Annotated in this window: 17 protein-coding genes; 7 read left to right on the top strand and 10 right to left on the bottom strand. The window is 47.3% G+C overall.

Annotation, left to right across the window (positions count from 1 at the left end):
• Nucleotides 1-14: 14 nt before the first annotated feature.
• Complete coding sequence (locus QUB63_RS23620) at nt 15-155, bottom strand: hypothetical protein (RefSeq protein WP_332947763.1); 141 nt, start codon at nt 153-155, stop codon at nt 15-17.
• Nucleotides 156-493: 338 nt separating this feature from the next.
• On the opposite strand from QUB63_RS23620, the gene QUB63_RS23615 reads away from it, so the two are divergent.
• The 5 genes from QUB63_RS23615 to QUB63_RS23595 all read left to right on the top strand — a co-directional run bounded on the left by QUB63_RS23615 (nt 494) and on the right by QUB63_RS23595 (nt 3488).
• Nucleotides 494-1471 (top strand): calcium-binding protein, encoded by a 978-nt coding sequence (locus QUB63_RS23615; RefSeq protein ID WP_332947762.1) that lies wholly within the window; start codon nt 494-496, stop codon nt 1469-1471.
• A gap of 320 nt (nt 1472-1791) precedes the next feature.
• Nucleotides 1792-2067 (top strand): hypothetical protein, encoded by a 276-nt coding sequence (locus tag QUB63_RS23610; protein ID WP_332947761.1) that lies wholly within the window; start codon nt 1792-1794, stop codon nt 2065-2067.
• 152 nt (nt 2068-2219) lie between these two features.
• The gene (locus QUB63_RS23605) at nt 2220-2714 is read left to right on the top strand and encodes a cupin domain-containing protein (RefSeq protein WP_332947760.1); all 495 of its coding nucleotides are present in this window, start codon (nt 2220-2222) and stop codon (nt 2712-2714) included.
• A gap of 76 nt (nt 2715-2790) precedes the next feature.
• Nucleotides 2791-3267 (top strand): cupin domain-containing protein, encoded by a 477-nt coding sequence (locus QUB63_RS23600; RefSeq protein ID WP_332947759.1) that lies wholly within the window; start codon nt 2791-2793, stop codon nt 3265-3267.
• A gap of 80 nt (nt 3268-3347) precedes the next feature.
• Complete coding sequence (locus QUB63_RS23595; protein WP_332947758.1) at nt 3348-3488, top strand: hypothetical protein; 141 nt, start codon at nt 3348-3350, stop codon at nt 3486-3488.
• A gap of 115 nt (nt 3489-3603) precedes the next feature.
• Here QUB63_RS23595 and QUB63_RS23590 read toward each other — a convergent pair whose 3' ends face one another.
• From QUB63_RS23590 to QUB63_RS23555, 8 genes are all read right to left on the bottom strand, one after another.
• The gene (locus QUB63_RS23590) at nt 3604-3975 is read right to left on the bottom strand and encodes a hypothetical protein (protein WP_332947757.1); all 372 of its coding nucleotides are present in this window, start codon (nt 3973-3975) and stop codon (nt 3604-3606) included.
• A 287-nt stretch (nt 3976-4262) separates the two neighbouring features.
• Nucleotides 4263-4802, bottom strand: coding sequence for an MgtC/SapB family protein (locus QUB63_RS23585; RefSeq protein WP_332947756.1), 540 nt, complete (start codon nt 4800-4802; stop codon nt 4263-4265).
• Between the two features lie 268 nt (nt 4803-5070).
• The gene (locus tag QUB63_RS23580) at nt 5071-7182 is read right to left on the bottom strand and encodes a DNA-binding protein (RefSeq protein ID WP_332947755.1); all 2112 of its coding nucleotides are present in this window, start codon (nt 7180-7182) and stop codon (nt 5071-5073) included.
• A 171-nt stretch (nt 7183-7353) separates the two neighbouring features.
• Nucleotides 7354-9120, bottom strand: coding sequence for a ribonuclease III domain-containing protein (locus QUB63_RS23575; RefSeq protein ID WP_332947754.1), 1767 nt, complete (start codon nt 9118-9120; stop codon nt 7354-7356).
• A 569-nt stretch (nt 9121-9689) separates the two neighbouring features.
• The gene (locus tag QUB63_RS23570; RefSeq protein WP_332947753.1) at nt 9690-10382 is read right to left on the bottom strand and encodes a hypothetical protein; all 693 of its coding nucleotides are present in this window, start codon (nt 10380-10382) and stop codon (nt 9690-9692) included.
• A 170-nt stretch (nt 10383-10552) separates the two neighbouring features.
• Nucleotides 10553-11287 (bottom strand): hypothetical protein, encoded by a 735-nt coding sequence (locus tag QUB63_RS23565; protein ID WP_332947752.1) that lies wholly within the window; start codon nt 11285-11287, stop codon nt 10553-10555.
• Between the two features lie 38 nt (nt 11288-11325).
• Nucleotides 11326-12096: a PP2C family serine/threonine-protein phosphatase gene (locus QUB63_RS23560; RefSeq protein WP_332947751.1), complete on the bottom strand. Its 771-nt coding sequence runs from the start codon at nt 12094-12096 to the stop codon at nt 11326-11328.
• A 258-nt stretch (nt 12097-12354) separates the two neighbouring features.
• Nucleotides 12355-13017: a vWA domain-containing protein gene (locus QUB63_RS23555; RefSeq protein WP_332947750.1), complete on the bottom strand. Its 663-nt coding sequence runs from the start codon at nt 13015-13017 to the stop codon at nt 12355-12357.
• Nucleotides 13018-13312: 295 nt separating this feature from the next.
• Here QUB63_RS23555 and QUB63_RS23550 point away from each other — a divergent pair, with 295 nt between their 5' ends.
• Both QUB63_RS23550 and QUB63_RS23545 read left to right on the top strand, forming a co-directional pair.
• Complete coding sequence (locus QUB63_RS23550; RefSeq protein ID WP_332947749.1) at nt 13313-13915, top strand: Uma2 family endonuclease; 603 nt, start codon at nt 13313-13315, stop codon at nt 13913-13915.
• Nucleotides 13916-13968: 53 nt separating this feature from the next.
• A complete protein-coding gene (locus tag QUB63_RS23545; RefSeq protein WP_332947748.1) occupies nt 13969-14208 on the top strand; it encodes a DUF6737 family protein in 240 nt (79 codons plus the stop codon).
• Nucleotides 14209-14505: 297 nt separating this feature from the next.
• Here the strand turns inward: QUB63_RS23545 and carB are convergent, their stop codons facing one another.
• The gene (gene carB / locus QUB63_RS23540; protein WP_332947836.1) at nt 14506-17817 is read right to left on the bottom strand and encodes a carbamoyl-phosphate synthase large subunit; all 3312 of its coding nucleotides are present in this window, start codon (nt 17815-17817) and stop codon (nt 14506-14508) included.
• Nucleotides 17818-17859: the final 42 nt, after the last annotated feature.

Here is a 17859-nt window from a genome sequence, read left to right as displayed (position 1 = left end):
CTTTATTGAATACCTTACCTGACATTTCCATACTTTTTGGTATTCGAGAAATCTTTTTTGATAATTTCAGCCGAAATAGGGATGCGCGGGCGATCGTTCTGAGCCATCCCATTTCGCCCCAAGCCGTTGCAGGCCAAGCTATCGGGGCCCATCACTTCAAGTATCGGCTTGCCTGACCTGACTTTTGCAACTCAAGTCCATACTTTTACTGTACAGACACATCCAGAATCCCAATCTAATGTAGATATATCAGGTTCCAAAGCGCACATCTCAAGCGATAACAAATAGCCAAAAACTAATAGCTAATTGTTTAACTCTCGCTGACAAAACGCTTGGCAATCTCCGCAAAATTTCAACGATTTCTAGCTCTTAGTCTCACCAGGCTTGTGCAGCAATCGAGTTTCGCTACCGCATCCCGGTAGACAGGCCGAGGTTTTACTGCGGCGAAATTAGCTCACAGTTCTTTTACTTAATTTCAAAGGAGAAACTTATCATGACACAATTCGCAGCTACCAATATCAAACTCATCTGTCTTCAAAACGGTGCAGACGTATTAAGCGACGACGACATTTATATGAATGTCAACGGTTTCAAATTTGGTTTTGGCTATGGTAATTCACTTCAGCAGGCTCCTGGATTCACAAATAATACACGCCCCGGAGCCAAGGAAATGCGGACGGGAGACACAGCTACCCTTTACCCCTTAACAGGAACCACCACAATTGGTGATGGTGCCTTCCTCCCGAATGGAGAGTTCATTCAGACCATCCCTTTTAGCAACAGTATGAGTTTCGATGTCTATGATGCGGATGGTATCTTTGAAGGCGGTGATGATTTCATCGGTACAACCAGTTATGTCGCTAAGGGTAACGAACCGCTGCTCGGACAAGGTAATTTTCACTTTATCAACTTCATGAATGGCAATGGGTCAAAGTATCGGCTAGAGTATGACATCAATAAGCTGCCTAGTCCTACTAATGGAAAAATTGCCTCACAAGAGGGCGGTATTCTTAACGGCAGCAACCTAGACGGTACTCTCGTCGGACAAGCAGGCAAGGACATTATCTACGGCAATGGCGGCGCTGATATCTTGATCGGCGGTGATAATGACGATATGCTCCAGGGCGGCAAAGGTGATGACTTGCTGTTTGGCGGCATGGGCCAAGATACCCTCGCCGGAAATAAGGGACACGATACGTTTGTCTTGGCTCGCGACTTCGGTTTTGATAGTTTCTTAGATTTCCATATCGGTGAAGACAAAATTGGCTTGGCCAACGATTTGAAGTTTGAGGATTTGAGTTTTGTGCAACAAGGAACTGGCACTTTGGTGAATGCGGGTAGCAACTCGCTGGCTGTCTTGCAAGGCGTGCAACCGAATCAGTTGTCGGCCTCTGACTTTTCGCAATTCGATTTGGGCAGCTTGAATTCTCGGGTGCAATCTGATGTCGAGGCTTTGTCTTTGAAAGCTTAAGTCTTGCGGTGTTGGGTGGGCATTTTGGGTTACGTGAATTAACAGAAAATGCCCGTTCCCAAGCTGCTGCGATCGCTTCGTTCCTTGCAATGACCGAACAATTTGAGATTTGAGATTTGAGATTTGAGATTTTGGATTCAAATGAAAATTTGAAATCTAAAATAAAGGGTTTCAAGCCGATCCATTCATGGAGAAAACAAGAAAAAAGTTGGGTGCTTCGAGCCTCTTCTTTAAAGAAGAGGTTAATCTCAAATCGCAAATCTAAAATCCAAAATCGATTGACCATTATTCCTAAGCTTGCGTAACATGGAGATTTTGTGATGAATAAACAACATATTTTCAACCGCAAATCCGAGTTAATTTCCGACTTGGTGGCACAAGTAAAATCTCATACATCAACCTTAGTTTCTGGGCTAGGTAAGGTTGGGAATTATCTCATCTACCACTGCACCAAAGAGCAGGAACCGCAGATTTGCCAGAAGCGAGATCGCACGGGTCAAATATGGTATCACGCCTACGACCCAAGGACAGGGCGATCGGCACACTGTTCTGATGAAAACGATCTGCGGGCTTGGCTCGATCGACTACCTTACTAACTCACTTTCACCTATTGCGAAAAATTCAGTTTGAGACGCTATATGTATCGGTAAAGTGCGGACGGCGCACCCTACATTTAGATCGGCCAGCGTCACTCTTATTAGTCAAAGAGATTTTTCGCATATTTTCTGAATAAAAAAGGAGAACTAACATGACTGAATTAATGACTCAAACAACTGTGCAAACTCCACCGCGAGCCTCAACCGTTATTGCACCCAATCAGGGTAAGGTATTTTCATTTTTGGGCAATACCATTACCTGCAAATTTGACAGCAGCGATACTCAAGGTTGGCGGTTCTTTGAAAACGTTGGCGCGGGAAATATTAGCACTCCCCTGCACACTCATCCTTGGGATGAAGGGTTCTACATTCTGGAAGGGGAAATGGATTTGCTAATTGAAGATGGAATAGTACACGCCACCCCCGGTTATTGCATCAACATTCGGGCGGGAATACGTCACGGTTCTCAAATGCGATCGCCTGGAGTCAAGTTCTTATCCTGGGTTTCTAACAGGGGTGCAGAAAAGTTTATGGAGGAATGGAGTCAAGCAATGCAGGAACCGTCGCCGTCTCCAGAGTTGTTGGCTCAAATCCGCCAGAAACATGGCATCGTCACCGCAGATGCGATCGCCGCAGGTGTTAACTGAAAGCATTTGTACCACCTTACCTTGAAATTTTTCGCGCAATTTCTGAATAAAAAATAGAACTAACATGACGGAATCAATGAATCAAACAACTGTGCAAATTACACCCCGAGCCTCAACCGTTATTGCACCGAATGAGGGTAAGGTATTTTCAGTTTTTGGCATCAATATTACCTGCAAATCTAACAGCAGTGATACCCAAGGTTGGCGGTTCTTTGAAAACGTTAGTGTGAAAAACGTTAGCACTCCGCTACATACCCATCCTTGGGATGAGGGGTTCTACATTCTGGAAGGGGAAATGGATTTGCAAATTGAAGATCGAATTGTACGCGCCACCCCCGGTTATTGCATCAACATTCCTGCGGGAATAGTCCACGGTTTGCATATGCGATCGCCCGAAGTTAAGTTTCTGTCATGGGTTTCTAACACGGATGCAGAAAAGTTTATTGAGGAATTGGCCGCCTCAGCCCAGTCCCAGCCGCCGTCTCCAGAGTTATTGGCTCAAATCCGCCAAAAACATGGCATCCTACCCGCAGATGCGAGCGCGGACGGCTAGAAATCAAATCCACAAATGCGATCGACAAGCTTCCGTTTCTCATCTAGCTTCGCTCATCTCTAAACTCACGGAGAAAAATCATGATAGCAATAACTGTACAATCTTCTGTAACCACCGACAACACTCTCCAACCTGCTAATGTAAAGTCTAAAAAACCTCGCCTCACAGCTCAATGGCTGATGGTAGATGGTAAGTTGTTTTGCCAATGGATTGTTACCTAAGACTTACTAAAATCAACCCTGTTTCTACTTGTAGGGTGCGCAATGCGCACCTTATTTTGAAATTTTTCGCGAAAATTATCAAAAAAACATCGCAAGCCCTTACAAACTTCAGCAGCTACCCAATCTCAACGGCTTGCAAAATCTCGTTAACAGGTCTTCCTCGTTTCAGTTCGACCCAGTTAGCTTCAATGGGTTGATAAGCACAATAACATACTGCGATTTCCTGGTTGGTTTCCTTAGACGAGAAGTGGTTGATGCGAGTCACAATCCAGTCGCCATCTTTACCGTGAGTGATGCCATTGTCGGGGTCTTGCAGGTTGGCGTATTCTCGCACGCGATCGCCGATTTGGGGCAATTTGCCGGAAAAGTCCCACTCTTGTGTCAGCATTTCGGTCAAGCCGCCGGACGGCATTAACTTGCGTTCTCTCCAGCCTTCGGCGCTCATTGATTCGACTTTGTAAACGATCCAGGTTTCTTTGTTAGTCATAATTACCTCACTCTTGGTTGTCCTGCCAAAGATATTGAAAAGAAGTCTGTTCGCCGTGAAAGATGCAATCGACTTCGAGTGGCAAATCCTTGTTTATTTTAATTCGCTTGAGTTTCCAACCATATCGGCTCTCCATTTCCCGGCATTTCTGCGGATTGGGATTGTCTTTTAACCTGAAAATTTCGGAGCTTCAAGCCAGACCAATTAACCGCAAAAGGTACTCAGCTACTCAGCATTGTCTTTGACCGTGCTGAGTATATCTTGTACTTTTTGAAAGGGAAGTTTAGTTATTCTGGCTGCCGATCTCGCGCTGAGGCTGCATCTTTGACTCGTGTTTTTGGTTTGCTGGTAGCATAAGCACGAATCAAGGCAGATTTCTTAAGCCGTTTGACGCCACTCAAAACCAAGAGTGCAAACAGCGTTCCTATCAAACTCATCACCCACAAACCGCAGCCTGCCGCTGCACCTAATCCGGCAGCCAACCAAATAGTTGCGGCGGAAGTTAATCCTTTGACTTCAGCTTTACCCACTGGGTATTGAGTTTGTTGCAGAATGATTCCGCCTCCGAGAAAGCCTACCCCTGTGGCAACTCCTTGGATAGTTCGGCTCAAAGCATTGTTCGAGGAAAAGGTGCTGTCGCCATCCATCTGCAAAGGAATCATTACAAATATAGCTGCGCCTAGACTCACAATCATAAAGGTTCTTAAACCTGCTGGTCTACCTGGCTGCTGGCGGTTCATGCCGATCGCGAAGCCTACGAGTAGTGCAGCCGTCAGCCTAAAGGTGACTGTTTGCCAATCGTTGGGGCCCAAAAAGATAGAACTCATTGCCTGTACTCCTACTAGAACTCGCTGTTGGCGCGCACGCATTCCCAGGCGTGGCAGGCTGACTTAATGTAAGTCCGGTTAGCCGCTAGATTTACTAGGGAATAAGGTTAATTTTAAGTTAAGACTAAGTTAAATTCAAGTAGAGGTTCGGCTCGATATGCGACCCCGAAACGTCAAACGCTGGAACTCCCACGCTTTGTTCAGGCGCTTGGCTAATAGGTTGCAGAGAAATATCTGCGGTTGCAAATTTACATCGTTGCTTCTTCCTTCACCATTTCCCCAACGCCCCCCAAACAGCACCCGAAATTACGCCCCAAATCGCCCCCAAACCAGCCCCGACGATCGCACCTACGACAGGCGCCAACTGCACTGACACCCCACCGCTGAGAGCCGGAAATATCGCACAAACCCCCGCCCCCAACACAGCACCCGCCACATTCCCCAAAAAACTGCCCCAAATCGCCCCCAAAGCCGCACCGCGAATTCCCGAAGGCTGAAACGACACCGGTAGCTTCGGCGCAAACCCGCAAACACCCAACAAACTCCCAGAAACCAAACCCCCAACTGAACCCACACCCGCCGCCACGATCGGCACAGCCAGCAACAAACGCGCAAAGTCGCTCACCGACAGCATCGGCCCCTTATACTGCTGCCAAACCACCCACCCAGCCCCCAGCAAAACACCAGCCAAAGTCCCCAAAAACGCTCCCCAAACCGCCCCCAAAAACGCTCCCCGCCTCCCCCACACCCTCCCCGACGGCAGCGCCAGAGGAGGCGAAAAAGCAGCCCAAACACAGCCCCAGACAGTACCAACCCCCGCGCCCGACAAAATCGCTTCCCCGATCGCCGCATTATCACTAATCGCCCCAAACACCACACCGCTAATCGCCGCCAAAAAGAAAGCCCCCCAGAGAGTCCCCACCAAAACTCCCCCCCACTTCCGCCAAATCTGGTTCGGCGACAAAGTAAAAATGCCCCACATCATCCCAAAAAAACTGCCCCAAATCGAACCGACAAAAATCGCCCCCAAAATCGCCCCGCCACCCTCAGCGATCGCCGAAAAAATCCCCGCCAAAGCCGCCAAACACAAAGTACCCCAAACACCGCCCCAAGCAGCATCCTGAACAATGCGCTCAAACTTGCTAGCGGGAACCCGAGGCGCCGGAGTCCGACTCCGAGAAGGAATCGGTAGCAGTGGCACTTGGTAGTTGCCGAGTTGGCGCGGCAGCCCCGTGGAGGGGTGTTGTCGGCGCACTGCGGTCTCCCTCACGGGAGGCGGGGGTAACGGCTTTTTACGCTTGGTTTTCGCGGGCTGCAAGTGCAATCCGTTGCTGACTGCTTGCCGCGAAGGAAACGGATCGCGGCCTTTGAGGAGTTTTGCCCGATCGCACCAAGGACAGCGACTCAAATGATTTCCGTATTTATGCTGAGAGTTTTTGCTGCAAGTAATTAGGGAATCTTCCGCTTCCCGAATCGCATTCACCCAAGTTTTCGCATCCGGGCGCGCCGCCGGATTCACGTGCCCTTCCTCAAAACAGCGGACAAACATCTGTCGCAGCCGGGGATGCAGCATCTCGAAAGAGGGCGCTGCGGGCATCGGGCGGTAGGGTATCCGCTTCGTACCGCTGGGGAAATGACCCGATCGAATTCTCGCCTCCAAAGACGGCGGTTCGTCGCTACCGAGATAAACTCCCGAAAACGGGTGCGTACCTTCCATCAGCAATTGAAAAATTAGTACCGCCAAACCGAACAAATCGTGCTCTGGAGCTCGATCGATATCGCGGAAAGTCTGGCCCTGCAATTCCGGCGGCGTAAACTCGGGTTTCCCCACGGGACACCGATAAACGTAACCCGTATAAGGATCGCGCACTTGAAACGAATCGGTATCTACCAGCGTTACTAAAGCCGTATCCGTGACGAGAATGTTCGACTCGTTGACATCGCCGATGACGTAACCCCTGACGTGGAGGGCGTTTACAGCCGAGGCGAGATTTCGGGCGGTGCGGTGGAGGTAAAGATAGTTAAATAGCGGTTTTTGTTCGCGCCTGGTTTTGGGAGTGTAGAAAGTGTGTACCGGCAGCACTTTGTTGACGCGCGGCATCACAAAACCGACGATTTTTTCGCGCCCGCCCACAGTATGCAGCAAATCGATCGGCCAAGCAATTGAGGCGTGTCCCGGTTCCGCGATCGGCGCATCCGGCGGCATACTGAACATGACTGTGAGTTTGTCGCCGTCTTCGTCTGTCGGTTTGTGGTAGATTTTTGCTACCAGGGACGAGTCTTGGGCGATCGGGTAGATGCGACCTTCACCGCCGCTGGCGATCGCGGTTTTGGTGTCAATAGCAATCAGTTGTCCGCTAAATTGGCGCTGCAACTGCATAGAATTCCGTTAGGGGATAGAGGATTTGGAAGTCAACAGCACTCAATACATTTGACCTGTCAAACAACCATTATAAGGTTCGATCGTTCGGACTTCAGTCCTCTCTCATTTGAGGACTGAAGTCCGAACGATCGAACTAATTGGATTGTGGTTGTTCGATCGGACAGAATATTAGACGTGAAGCAACTTCAAATCCACGGACAATAACATGGTATCCTCAATTTTTTGTCGGACGGCCGGTGTCACCTGACAATTATCGCTGTTGAGGCATTCCACCAGCAAGCTTTGGGCGTGATAATACTGTTTCAGCAAAGTTTTTTGTTGGGGGCGGCAATCTCGATTGTAGCCGATCGCGCTCTTAAATTTTGCCAACCAAGTTTTGCCGCACTCTTTGCGCCACTTTTTCCAGTGTTGCAAATCCGGCATCTCACTCTGAAATTGTTTTAGCAGTTGTTTGAGTTCTGGTTCAATATCCAGGCCGAAGATGCAAACCAATATCCCCGCCACATCGTCGTCAAAAGCCTGTTTCAAAAGCCCGCTAACATCCGCACCTTCCACATTTTTTCGAGCTTTTGCCAAAGAATTACGCAACTTGCGCACTTTCGATTTATCAAACTCCACACTCGGATCGAGGACGCGAGTCAAAGTCAAATCTAGGACGCAAACTAAGGCAACATAAAAAGCGCGGATTTGGGCCGCATTGAAATTCCTTTCCACTGACACCGACTTTTGATTTGCCCAGATTAGCAACTGCTGCAAAGTTTCATTTTTAGCAGTCATACTGTCAATTTTTTCTTGCATCAGCAGCACAAGTTCGTCAGCCGGTTGCAAAATGCTGGCGACTCTCAAAAATTCATTTTTCCACTTTTTGTCTGCAATCCGGCTGACCAATTCTGGCAGCGATTCCGGGTTGGCACTGTCAATCAGATATTCGGGTTGAGTGTGGGTTTCTTCTAGGAGTTCGTCAACTGCGGTTTTGATAAAGTTATCCACCAACCAGTCGCGGGTACGCGAGAAATTGCTCTGCAATTCCAGGTAATGACTGCCTAGTTTTGCCTTAAAGTCTTTGGGAAAAATCTCTTTGGCGGCTAACAGATTTTTCCAGCGAGTTAACCCGCTGGCGTTGCGTTCGGGAAAGCGGTTGTACAAATAGTCGATCGCGATCGCCTCTAGAATATCCGCACCCAGGATTTCCCGCCGTTTTCGCTCGTTTTCCGGCGCGCTTTCCGGCTGCTGAGTTCGATCTAGGTGTTCGCCGACAGTTGTTTCAATCGACTGCTGGATCAGCCAATTGCCCGCACGAGAAAAATTGCGGTCGAACTCCAAGTAAATCGCGCCAAACAAAGCCTCAAAACTCTGGGACAAAAATTTATTGTACTCGCTTTTGTCTGTTTCTTTCCCGAGTTCGCTGCGCCGGCAGAGTTCGTTCAATTTAAAATTTTGTGCAAATTCTGCAAGTTTTTTCTGGTCTGCTAAACCACTTTTTAAGGTTGAGATCGCCTCCGCATCGAGGTGGGGATATTCGCGGTACAGGTAATCGGTAACAACAGCAGCGAAAATCGCTCCGCCTAGGAGTGACAGCCGTTGGTGCTTCACGGATTGTCCTGCGGGAGAATGGTTTGGGCGATCGCCCAAATCGCTGGTATAGTTCGGGCTAGTCAAGGCGATTTCCAGCAGTTGGGTTTGCCCAAAGTCCTCCAGGTCGATCGCTACTTTGACTGCTTCAACATCTACTACCTGTTGAATTTTTATCTGTTCTAATTCTTCTTCACACTTTACCCACTTTTCCAACCAATCACCCCCAGCATCTTCCACATACAAATCCACAAAATCCACCCCGTAATTCATCCAATCATCCTGCATTTTTCTGGCTGCTTCCAGTTCTTCCAAGACTTTTTGCAAGTTATTTTCAACGGTGCTTGTACCTTGTAATGTCATAGTATTGATTTTGATGTAATTTGATTTTATTTCCAACAACTTCACCGCGCTTCAATCAAATCTCTCTTCAATTTATACCGAGTTGCTAGTTATTTTACTCTGATTGATTGTTTCTGTAAATCTTCCCGTTGCTTAGCATTCCTATCGATCGCCTGTTGCCGTTCCTCGTGCCAAAAATCACCTGAAAACCTTTGTATTTCTAGTTTATACCCCAGTCTCGATCCCCCTCAATCCCCCTTAAGAAGGGGAGTAGGGGTTGAGGCAATAAAATACTCTTTTCCCCCCCTTTTGAAGGGGGGTGCCAGGGAGATCTAGGGCCTAATAATCAAACAGGAGATCGGTACTACGTTTGACCTTAAATTTACACCTATGCCTGTTACCGCAGTCTCCCAAATCCCTCTCGAAAATAGAAAATGGGAGGAAAGATTTTGGCGTAGCCTTCCCTTTTCCCGGAAGCGGGCTGAGAGTTAGGTTTTTGCCATTGTCGAGAATTGTGCAATATGCGAGTTATTCAAAATTTCTTCACCGAGTTTTTAGCAGTCGAACTATTCTCAGCAGATCTGGTTAATTTACGGGAATTTGAGGTAACGACCTGCGGGCAAATTATCACTATTATATAATGCAATGTTAACTAACTGGTTCAGGAAATTTGCATCTTTTGTATCATAACTTAAAAATAGTCCTCTGTCAATCCCCCAATCTTGAAGAGTTTGTTGCCAATTTTGATATTTTTCTTGAGAAAACTCATCGGAAAGAGTAGTAACTTGAATGCAGAGGGGCTGCTGTTGGCGGCTGCTCACGATCGAATCGGTAGCCATAGAAAGATCGGCTACATAGCGATACAAAACGCTGCCTTGGCGTTCGACAATCCGGGCGGCGATCGCACGAATCACTATATCATCAGCCGGATCGAATTTACCGGCCTTGAGTTTTTGTTTCCAGATGTAAAATTTGCGATCGTTTTCGCTCAGCCATTTAGGAAATAAATAGCTGTACCAATACCTTTCCCCCGGATTCATTAACTCAAACGCCGCTTGCTGTTCTCTTTCCGAAGGTAGAGATTGAACCGCCAGCCAAACCTGAGAATCTCGGATAAGCTGCAGCAAAAAAGCCATCACAAATTTTTTAGCAGTTAGCGAACCGGGTTTAACATCTTTCACCCAGCGATTGATTTCATCCAATCTTCTCGCCAAACTCGGATCTATTCGATCTGCTGCGCTAATTAGGGAGTTGAGCTTATCCTTAATCTCTTGTGCTTGCAAGTGACGACCTACTGTACAGACTAAACCAGAATTGTTGACACCTCGATTTTATTATAGAACTGTGCAAAATTTTCGCCTCTCGTTAAACATCTCGAACAATTGCTGTGGAGTCGGTATCCTGCATCCTTTAACTTTATTTGAGGAGATGTCTATTGAATAGTTGCTGCCGATTACCGCAGACCCTTGTACAATAAAACAAAATAAACATTCATCAACATTCCGGCTATAAATCCGAGTAGATTAGTCATAAGCTGAGATGCTAGCGCATTCCCCAATCTTGAACCGATAAATTCAGGAATCAATATGGCTGTCATATAAAACACAAAAATTATCAGTAAACTCGAGCGAAATACCAACCCCCAGCACCCTTTAGTTAATTGCCAACTGCTATTAAAGCTGCCCAGGACTGAACAGTTATCAATGACAGTAGCATAAGATGAAAATATTAAGCGGTATAACACATACAACCCAGGAATTATTATCATTAATCCTAGAAAACCCAAAGACTGCTGGAGCCAGACAATAAGGCCTGCCCAAGCCAATAGCAGCACCACAGACAGGAAATTAACCAAAATGAGTGGTAGCAATCTTCTTGTTGCTTGAGTGCAAGCATCCCTCACAGTTACTTGATTTTTTGTCAAAATTCGATAAGTGTAGAAAGTAGTAGCTCCCCACAAGAAAGGAACTGCTACCAACAAGTAGATAATATTCAAAGGAACAGTTGCTGAATCGAGTTCAGATGTAGTTATGCCCAACGTATTCAGCATTCCATCTCGGCCAAAAGTATTCAGCACGAGCCATATCAAATGGGGAGAATTGATCGTCAACAGAGCTGGGTATACAGCTCCCACAACAGCAAATGTTGCTTGCAACAAGTAGAAGGCACTAATTCGTTGAGATCTCATAATTTTTTATCCGGCTTTTATAAGTGGATTTGAACAGATTAGCCATTACTCGAAAAAGTTGCTAGCAATAAAGTTAAGTCATCATCGGTGCGTTCGCAAACGCGGGGCGATCGCAAAAACGACTCTAACTGCTCTTTTGCATCTTCCTCTTCTTTCCACTCGCCCGAAAACCGAAACAAAGGCGCAAAAAACGGCCCGTGCGGCGTGCCTTCTGGGATTTTGAGAGCGAGCATTTGCAAGCCGTCGGAAAAAACCGCCAAGTGCCGCAGCGGTTCCCGCACTACCTGAAATTGCGCTGTTTCGATCGCATTTGGCGAAATCAAAAACACGGTTTCATTGATATATTCGCCGCAGGGAGGTACAGTCAGGGCGATCGCATTTCCCGCACTATCGCCCGCCACCGCCGCACCGTCGCCGATTTGAGCAACTGCGATTAATTCCGGCGTCGCAACAACCGCAATTAAAGTGCAAGCTAAATCTCTCGCCGCCGTTTCCCGCACAGCCGCTTCTGCTTCCACAGCAGCCCGCGCGACTTGCAGAGAAGCTGTGAAAAATACCTGCCATTCCTCATCACTTTCCGGCTGCAAATCCTCTTGACAAATCGTTTCTACAACCGCTTCCACAGCAATTTTTGCCCCAACTTCTGCGAGTGCAGCCGAACCCGCGCCGTCAGCCACTGCTGCTACCAAAACACCGTTAGACAAGACGCGCCAGCAGTGGGAATCTTGACAGGGCTGCGATCGTTTTTCGTGGCTCGTACCAGTCACCGATGCCGCTACAACTTGCCAATTAAAAGATGAATTCTCCATTAATAACTCTTGTATTCAAAACTTCGTAAATTCAAAACTATGGAAATTTATTGGGAGCATCTCATTGTTGTAAAAAGCATTTTTCTGTAGTGCTGTCCCCGCTCGCTTCTATAACCAAGCGAGTGGGGACAGCACTCTTAAAGCAAAATTGAGATTCTCCCAATTCATTGCAAGCACTTCGCACCTTACCAATGAGTAATCACCAATGACTATTGCCAACTGTCAACTGTCAACTGTCAACTGTCAACTGTCAACTGACTAAACAGTTCCCCATCCGGGTGGCGGCAATGCTACTTGTTCGTCAATTTTTGAATGAGAAACTCTCTGCATACTAGCCGACAGCCAGATGAACATCTCTCGAAAATCTAATCCTCTCAATTTTACAGGAGTGCGCTCGACTATTTCCGCCAGACGCGCGATATTAGCACCTTCCACTCCGACAGCAAAAAATGCCACGCGCTTGTTAGTTTCTTCCTCTTTAATCCGCTGTGCGGCTGTGGACACAACATCATCTGATTCGCCTTGAGGTTCGCCGTCGGTAATCATAAATACCCACGGGCGGTAATAGGTAATGCCGTTGTTGCGGTATTCGGATTTGCGGGCGGCAATGGTATCTAGTGCTAGCTGAATGCCTCCGCCCATGTGGGTTTGTCCTTGAGCAGTCAGCAGCGGCGTCTCGAACTGATCGGCGGTCACGAAGTCTTGCACGACTTTGATATTATTGTCAAATGAAATAATCGCGACTTCGACTCGCTTTTTAGCTAGTTCATCTTTAATTAAGTCATTCCTAAAAACTTCCAGCCCCTCATTCAAGGCATCTATGGGTGCACCTTGCATGGAGCCGGAGGTGTCCAGCAGGAGGACGCAGGGACACCGCGGCTCTGGGTTTTCGGCAAATTCTACGGCTTCGTCTAGTCTCATGGTTCGGGGTTGACCTTGGAGTGGCTCGGTTTTTAGCATTGTCACTTTACTGTATCAACTCAGTAACATATTTAAGTGCAACTTGCTAGGGCGATCGCATTTTACCATTTCAGTGAAATATCAGCATCAAATATTCAGTGTCAAATATCAGAAGGGCGATGGATGGAGCCCCGCTACGCTACGATCTTTTGTTCATCCGCGCTCATCCGCGTTCATCTGCGGTCAAAAAAACAAATTTATTCCTGTCTGTGCTAGTATAGACTAATAGTATTCCTGCAAAATAAGGGTAAATCTTATGATTGCAACAGTCACACAAAAAATCACCTTTGACCAATTTCTTGTAGAATGTCCAGAAGATGGACTCTATGAACTGGTAAATGGAGAAATTGTAGAGATGAATGCCACAAGAAATCATTATGATGTTGCTAATTTCATGTTATTTGGCTTCAATGATGAAATTCGGCGACTGAATTTGAATTATGTAGTCAACATTACAGCCGTTATCAGAACTGTAAATAAAGTTGGAGTAGAACAAGGGAGGAGACCTGATGTCAGTGTAATCGATCGCGATTTGTGGCGATCGAACCGTTCTGCTTATGCTGCTTTGCGAGAACCAATTCAATTGGCAGTCGAAGTAACATCAACAAATTGGGAGGACGATTACATTGATAAATTGGACGAGTATCAGCGCCTCGGAATTCCTGAGTATTGGATTGTCGATTATTTAGCAATTGGCAGTAGGGAATTTCTGGGGAATCCCAAAGTTCCAACTATATTTGTCCACCTTTTGGATGCAGGCGGTAACTATCAAACAACTGCGTTTAAGGGCAGCGATCGAATTGTATCGCGGACTTTTCCAGAATTAACGCTGACAGCCGAACAGGTGATGAATGTTTAAATTGGTTTGCTTTAGATAACCCGATCGTCAATCTATACAAAATTACTGCAAATATGAAATCTGGTTCTGAAAAAAAAACTATTAGTGCTTGGGATTACAAACCTTGGTGGTGTCAGCCTTGGTCGATTCTTTTGACAGGGACAACTCTAATTTCTGGTAGTTGGTTTTTGCTAAAAACTATTTGGATAACTGTTTTAGTCGCGATTCCTTTATTGGCTTGGATGGGATTTTTCTTGTTGGTTTGGCCGAGGTTGATGCTGTCTAGCGGTGCTTTGGATTCTCATTCAGATTAGGTTTTGGGATGGTGCGTTTGAGTAAGGTGCGCCATCAGTTCTCTACGTTTATAGCAAAGTCTCGATCCCCCTAAATCCCCCTTAAGAAGGGGAGTAGGGGTCGACTTTGAAAAGTGGACGGTTTCCCCCTTAACAAGGGGACTTTGACGCTCTTGTCCCCCCAACAAAGGGGGCTTTGACGCTCTTGTCCCCCCCTTAAAAAGGGGGGCTAGGGGGGATCTGTGGCATCAGGATCGAACCGCAGACTGGTACTACATTTAAGCTGTTTGTTAACACCAATGTACACCGAGGCGCACCCTACGCTTGCGGGTAATAGTCTTGAATTGCTTTCACTTCCATCGGGTGAGATTTGAGCGATCGAATTCCCGCTGCTGTGGCCTTAGCACCGGCTATTGTGGTAATAATCGGGATTTTGTAAGTCAAAGCTGTGCGGCGGATAAAGATGCCGTCGGCGCGGGATTCTTCGCCGGAAGGTGTGGTAATAATTAGTTGAATTTTCTCATTTTTGATTGAATCCAACAAATTCGGCCGCCCTTCGTGCAGTTTCAATTCCAAATCTACGTCTAAACCTTGCTCTTGCAAAACTTTCCGTGTCCCGTGGGTTGCTACTACTTTGAAACCCAGTTCTAAGAATTCTTTGACAACCGGTACAACGGCTAGTTTATCGCGATCGCGCATCGAAACCAACACGACTCCCGACAGCGGCATTACTTGGCCGGCGCCGAGTTGAGCTTTGGCAAATGCTTTGCCAAAATCTGTGTCAATTCCCATGACTTCGCCAGTCGATCGCATTTCCGGCCCTAACAAAGTATCAGTTCCCGGGAACTTAGCAAAGGGTAGCACGGCCTCTTTCACAGAAACGTGAATTGGTACAATCTCTTTAGTAAAACCCAAAGCTTCTAGAGTTTTGCCGGACATGACTCGGGACGCCATTTTTGCTAGCGGAACCCCGATCGCCTTTGACACGAAAGGTACTGTGCGAGAAGCGCGCGGGTTAGCTTCCAAAATGTAAACTTCCTCGCCTTGAACAGCAAATTGAATGTTCATCAACCCGATGACTTTCAAGGCTTTTGCTAGTTCCACTGTCTGGCGGCGGATTGTTGCTAAAGCTGCATCGGGAAGCGTTTGGTAAGGGATGGAACAAGCCGAGTCGCCGGAGTGGATGCCCGCTTCTTCGATGTGTTCCATAATACCGCCGATCGTGACATTGCCAGTCGTATCGGCGATCGCATCTACATCGACCTCGATCGCATTTTCCAAGAACTTGTCAATTAAAATCGGATGCTCCGGTTCTACCAGCACCGCATAAGTCATGTAACGTTCCAATTCCGTATCGGAATAAACAATTTCCATTGCTCGCCCGCCCAACACGTAACTCGGCCGCACCACCACCGGATAACCGATGCGTTGAGCTACGATCAAAGCATCCTGATAACTGCGCGCCAAACCGTTAGCAGCTTGCTGAATATTCAACACCCGCAGAATCTTTTCAAATCGCTCCCTGTCTTCCGCAGTATCGATCGAATCCGGCGAAGTTCCCCAGATTTTCGTTTGTACGTCAGGATGATTTTCCAGGGCTTTTTGTAAAGGTAGCGCCAATTTTAGCGGCGTTTGTCCGCCAAATTGAATGATTATTCCCTCGGGATTTTCCGCCTCGATGATGTTGAGAACATCCTCTTTTGTTAGCGGTTCAAAATACAGGCGATCGCTCGTATCGTAATCTGTCGAAACCGTTTCCGGGTTCGAGTTAACCATAATTGTCTCAAACCCGTCCTCCCCTAGGGAATAGGAAGCGTGACAGCAACAGTAATCAAACTCAATCCCCTGTCCGATGCGGTTCGGCCCGCCGCCTAAAATCATCACTTTGCGCTTAGTAGAAGGCAAAACTTCCGACTCTGGGGCGAGACTGTGACCGACTGGCGAAACTTTCTTTTCTTCATCGCCCAATTCCCAAATTGCTGCTCCCACTTCGTAGGTGGAATAGTAATATGGTGTCAGCGCTTCAAACTCGGCGGCACAGGTATCAACTGTTTTGTAAATCGGCACTACGCCCAACTGTTTGCGGTAGGCGCGGACTTCATCTTCCGATGTTTTGGTGGCGTAAGCAATTTGGCGATCGCTAAATCCCAACTGCTTTACTTCAAACATTGTCTCTTTTGTCAACTGCTTGAGCGCAGTCCGTTTCAAGAACTTCTCGGCGTCCAGCAATTCCTGCATTTTATCCAAAAACCAAGGGTCAATTGCTGTGAGCTCGAAGACTTCTTCCACCGACATTCCCATCATCATCGCGTGGCGGACTGTAAAAATGCGATCGGGATTTGGCGTGCGCAATCCGGCGCGAATTTGTTCCAAACTCGGCAATTTTTCCGGCTTGTCGCACCCGAAACCCGCGCGGCCTGTTTCCAATCCCCGCAGCGCTTTTTGGAAAGATTCGTTGAAGCTGCGCCCGATCGCCATTACCTCTCCTACTGACTTCATTTGCGTTGTCAGAGTCGGTTCGGAACCGGGGAACTTTTCAAAAGCAAATCGGGGAATCTTCGTCACCACGTAGTCAATTGTCGGCTCAAAAGACGCCGGAGTTTTCTTGGTGATATCGTTGGAAATTTCGTCTAGGGTGTAACCTACCGCTAGTTTGGCAGCCATTTTTGCAATGGGGAAACCGGTTGCTTTCGAGGCCAAAGCTGAGGAACGAGAAACCCGGGGATTCATTTCAATTACAATGAAATCGCCGTTGACTGGATTCACCGCAAATTGAATGTTAGAACCGCCGGTTTCTACTCCGATTTCGCGGATGATTTTCACCGAAGCATCCCGCAGGCGCTGATATTCTTTGTCGGTGAGAGTTTGCGCCGGCGCGACGGTGATCGAATCGCCAGTGTGGACGCCCATCGGGTCGAGATTCTCGATCGAACAAATAATCACCACATTATCTGCCAAATCCCGCATCACTTCCAGTTCGTACTCTTTCCAACCGATCAAAGATTGTTCGATCAAAATTTGCGATACTGGACTGGCGTCAATCCCGCCCTGGGCCATTTCTTCAAACTCTTCTTGATTGTAAGAAATGCCGCCTCCCGTGCCGCCCATTGTAAAAGCAGGACGAATAATTAACGGGTAACTGCCGATTTGGTGGCCGATTGCTTTGGCTTCGTCGAGATTGTTGGCAATTCCCGAAGGACAAACGGCGACACCAATTCGCGCCATCGCTTCCTTAAATAACAGTCGGTCTTCTGCCATTTCAATTGCTGGCAATTTAGCGCCAATCAATTCTACATTGTACTTTTCCAGAACGCCATTTTTAGCGACGGCAACGGCTAAATTTAGTGCCGTTTGACCGCCCATTGTCGGTAAAATTGCTTGTGGTCTTTCTTTAGCGATGATTTGTGCGAGGATGGCCGGCGTTAGAGGTTCGATGTAAATGCGATCGGCAGTTTCCGGATCGGTCATAATCGTTGCAGGGTTGGAATTCACCAGCACTACTTCATAACCTTCTTCTCGCAAAGCTTTGCAAGCTTGTGTCCCCGAATAGTCGAACTCGCACGCTTGGCCGATAACAATTGGGCCGGAACCAATCAGGAGAATCTTTTTTAAGTCTTGGCGGCGGGGCATAGGTTCGTAATTGGTAATTGGACAGGATTGATGATAAATTTG

This window comes from Microcoleus sp. ARI1-B5 (assembly GCF_036705795.1).
In the GTDB taxonomy this organism is placed as follows: Bacteria; Cyanobacteriota; Cyanobacteriia; order Cyanobacteriales; family Microcoleaceae; genus Microcoleus.
The sequence above is the reverse complement of the archived record's forward strand: the minus strand, read 5'-3'. Positions and strand labels throughout refer to the sequence as shown.

Bases quoted from the DNA above. Each gene is read 5' to 3' on its own strand.
- QUB63_RS23615 (WP_332947762.1), top strand. From the start codon at position 494: ATGACACAATTCGCAGCTACCAATATCAAACTCATCTGTCTTCAAAAC.
- QUB63_RS23610 (WP_332947761.1), top strand. From the start codon at position 1,792: ATGAATAAACAACATATTTTCAACCGCAAATCCGAGTTAATTTCCGAC.
- QUB63_RS23550 (WP_332947749.1), top strand. From the start codon at position 13,313: ATGATTGCAACAGTCACACAAAAAATCACCTTTGACCAATTTCTTGTA.
- QUB63_RS23590 (WP_332947757.1), bottom strand. From the start codon at position 3,975: ATGACTAACAAAGAAACCTGGATCGTTTACAAAGTCGAATCAATGAGC.
- QUB63_RS23575 (WP_332947754.1), bottom strand. From the start codon at position 9,120: ATGACATTACAAGGTACAAGCACCGTTGAAAATAACTTGCAAAAAGTC.
- carB (WP_332947836.1), bottom strand. From the start codon at position 17,817: ATGCCCCGCCGCCAAGACTTAAAAAAGATTCTCCTGATTGGTTCCGGC.
- QUB63_RS23545 (WP_332947748.1), top strand. From the start codon at position 13,969: ATGAAATCTGGTTCTGAAAAAAAAACTATTAGTGCTTGGGATTACAAA.
- QUB63_RS23585 (WP_332947756.1), bottom strand. From the start codon at position 4,802: ATGAGTTCTATCTTTTTGGGCCCCAACGATTGGCAAACAGTCACCTTT.
- QUB63_RS23605 (WP_332947760.1), top strand. From the start codon at position 2,220: ATGACTGAATTAATGACTCAAACAACTGTGCAAACTCCACCGCGAGCC.
- QUB63_RS23580 (WP_332947755.1), bottom strand. From the start codon at position 7,182: ATGCAGTTGCAGCGCCAATTTAGCGGACAACTGATTGCTATTGACACC.
- QUB63_RS23560 (WP_332947751.1), bottom strand. From the start codon at position 12,096: ATGGAGAATTCATCTTTTAATTGGCAAGTTGTAGCGGCATCGGTGACT.
- QUB63_RS23555 (WP_332947750.1), bottom strand. From the start codon at position 13,017: ATGAGACTAGACGAAGCCGTAGAATTTGCCGAAAACCCAGAGCCGCGG.
- QUB63_RS23595 (WP_332947758.1), top strand. From the start codon at position 3,348: ATGATAGCAATAACTGTACAATCTTCTGTAACCACCGACAACACTCTC.
- QUB63_RS23565 (WP_332947752.1), bottom strand. From the start codon at position 11,287: ATGAGATCTCAACGAATTAGTGCCTTCTACTTGTTGCAAGCAACATTT.
- QUB63_RS23600 (WP_332947759.1), top strand. From the start codon at position 2,791: ATGAATCAAACAACTGTGCAAATTACACCCCGAGCCTCAACCGTTATT.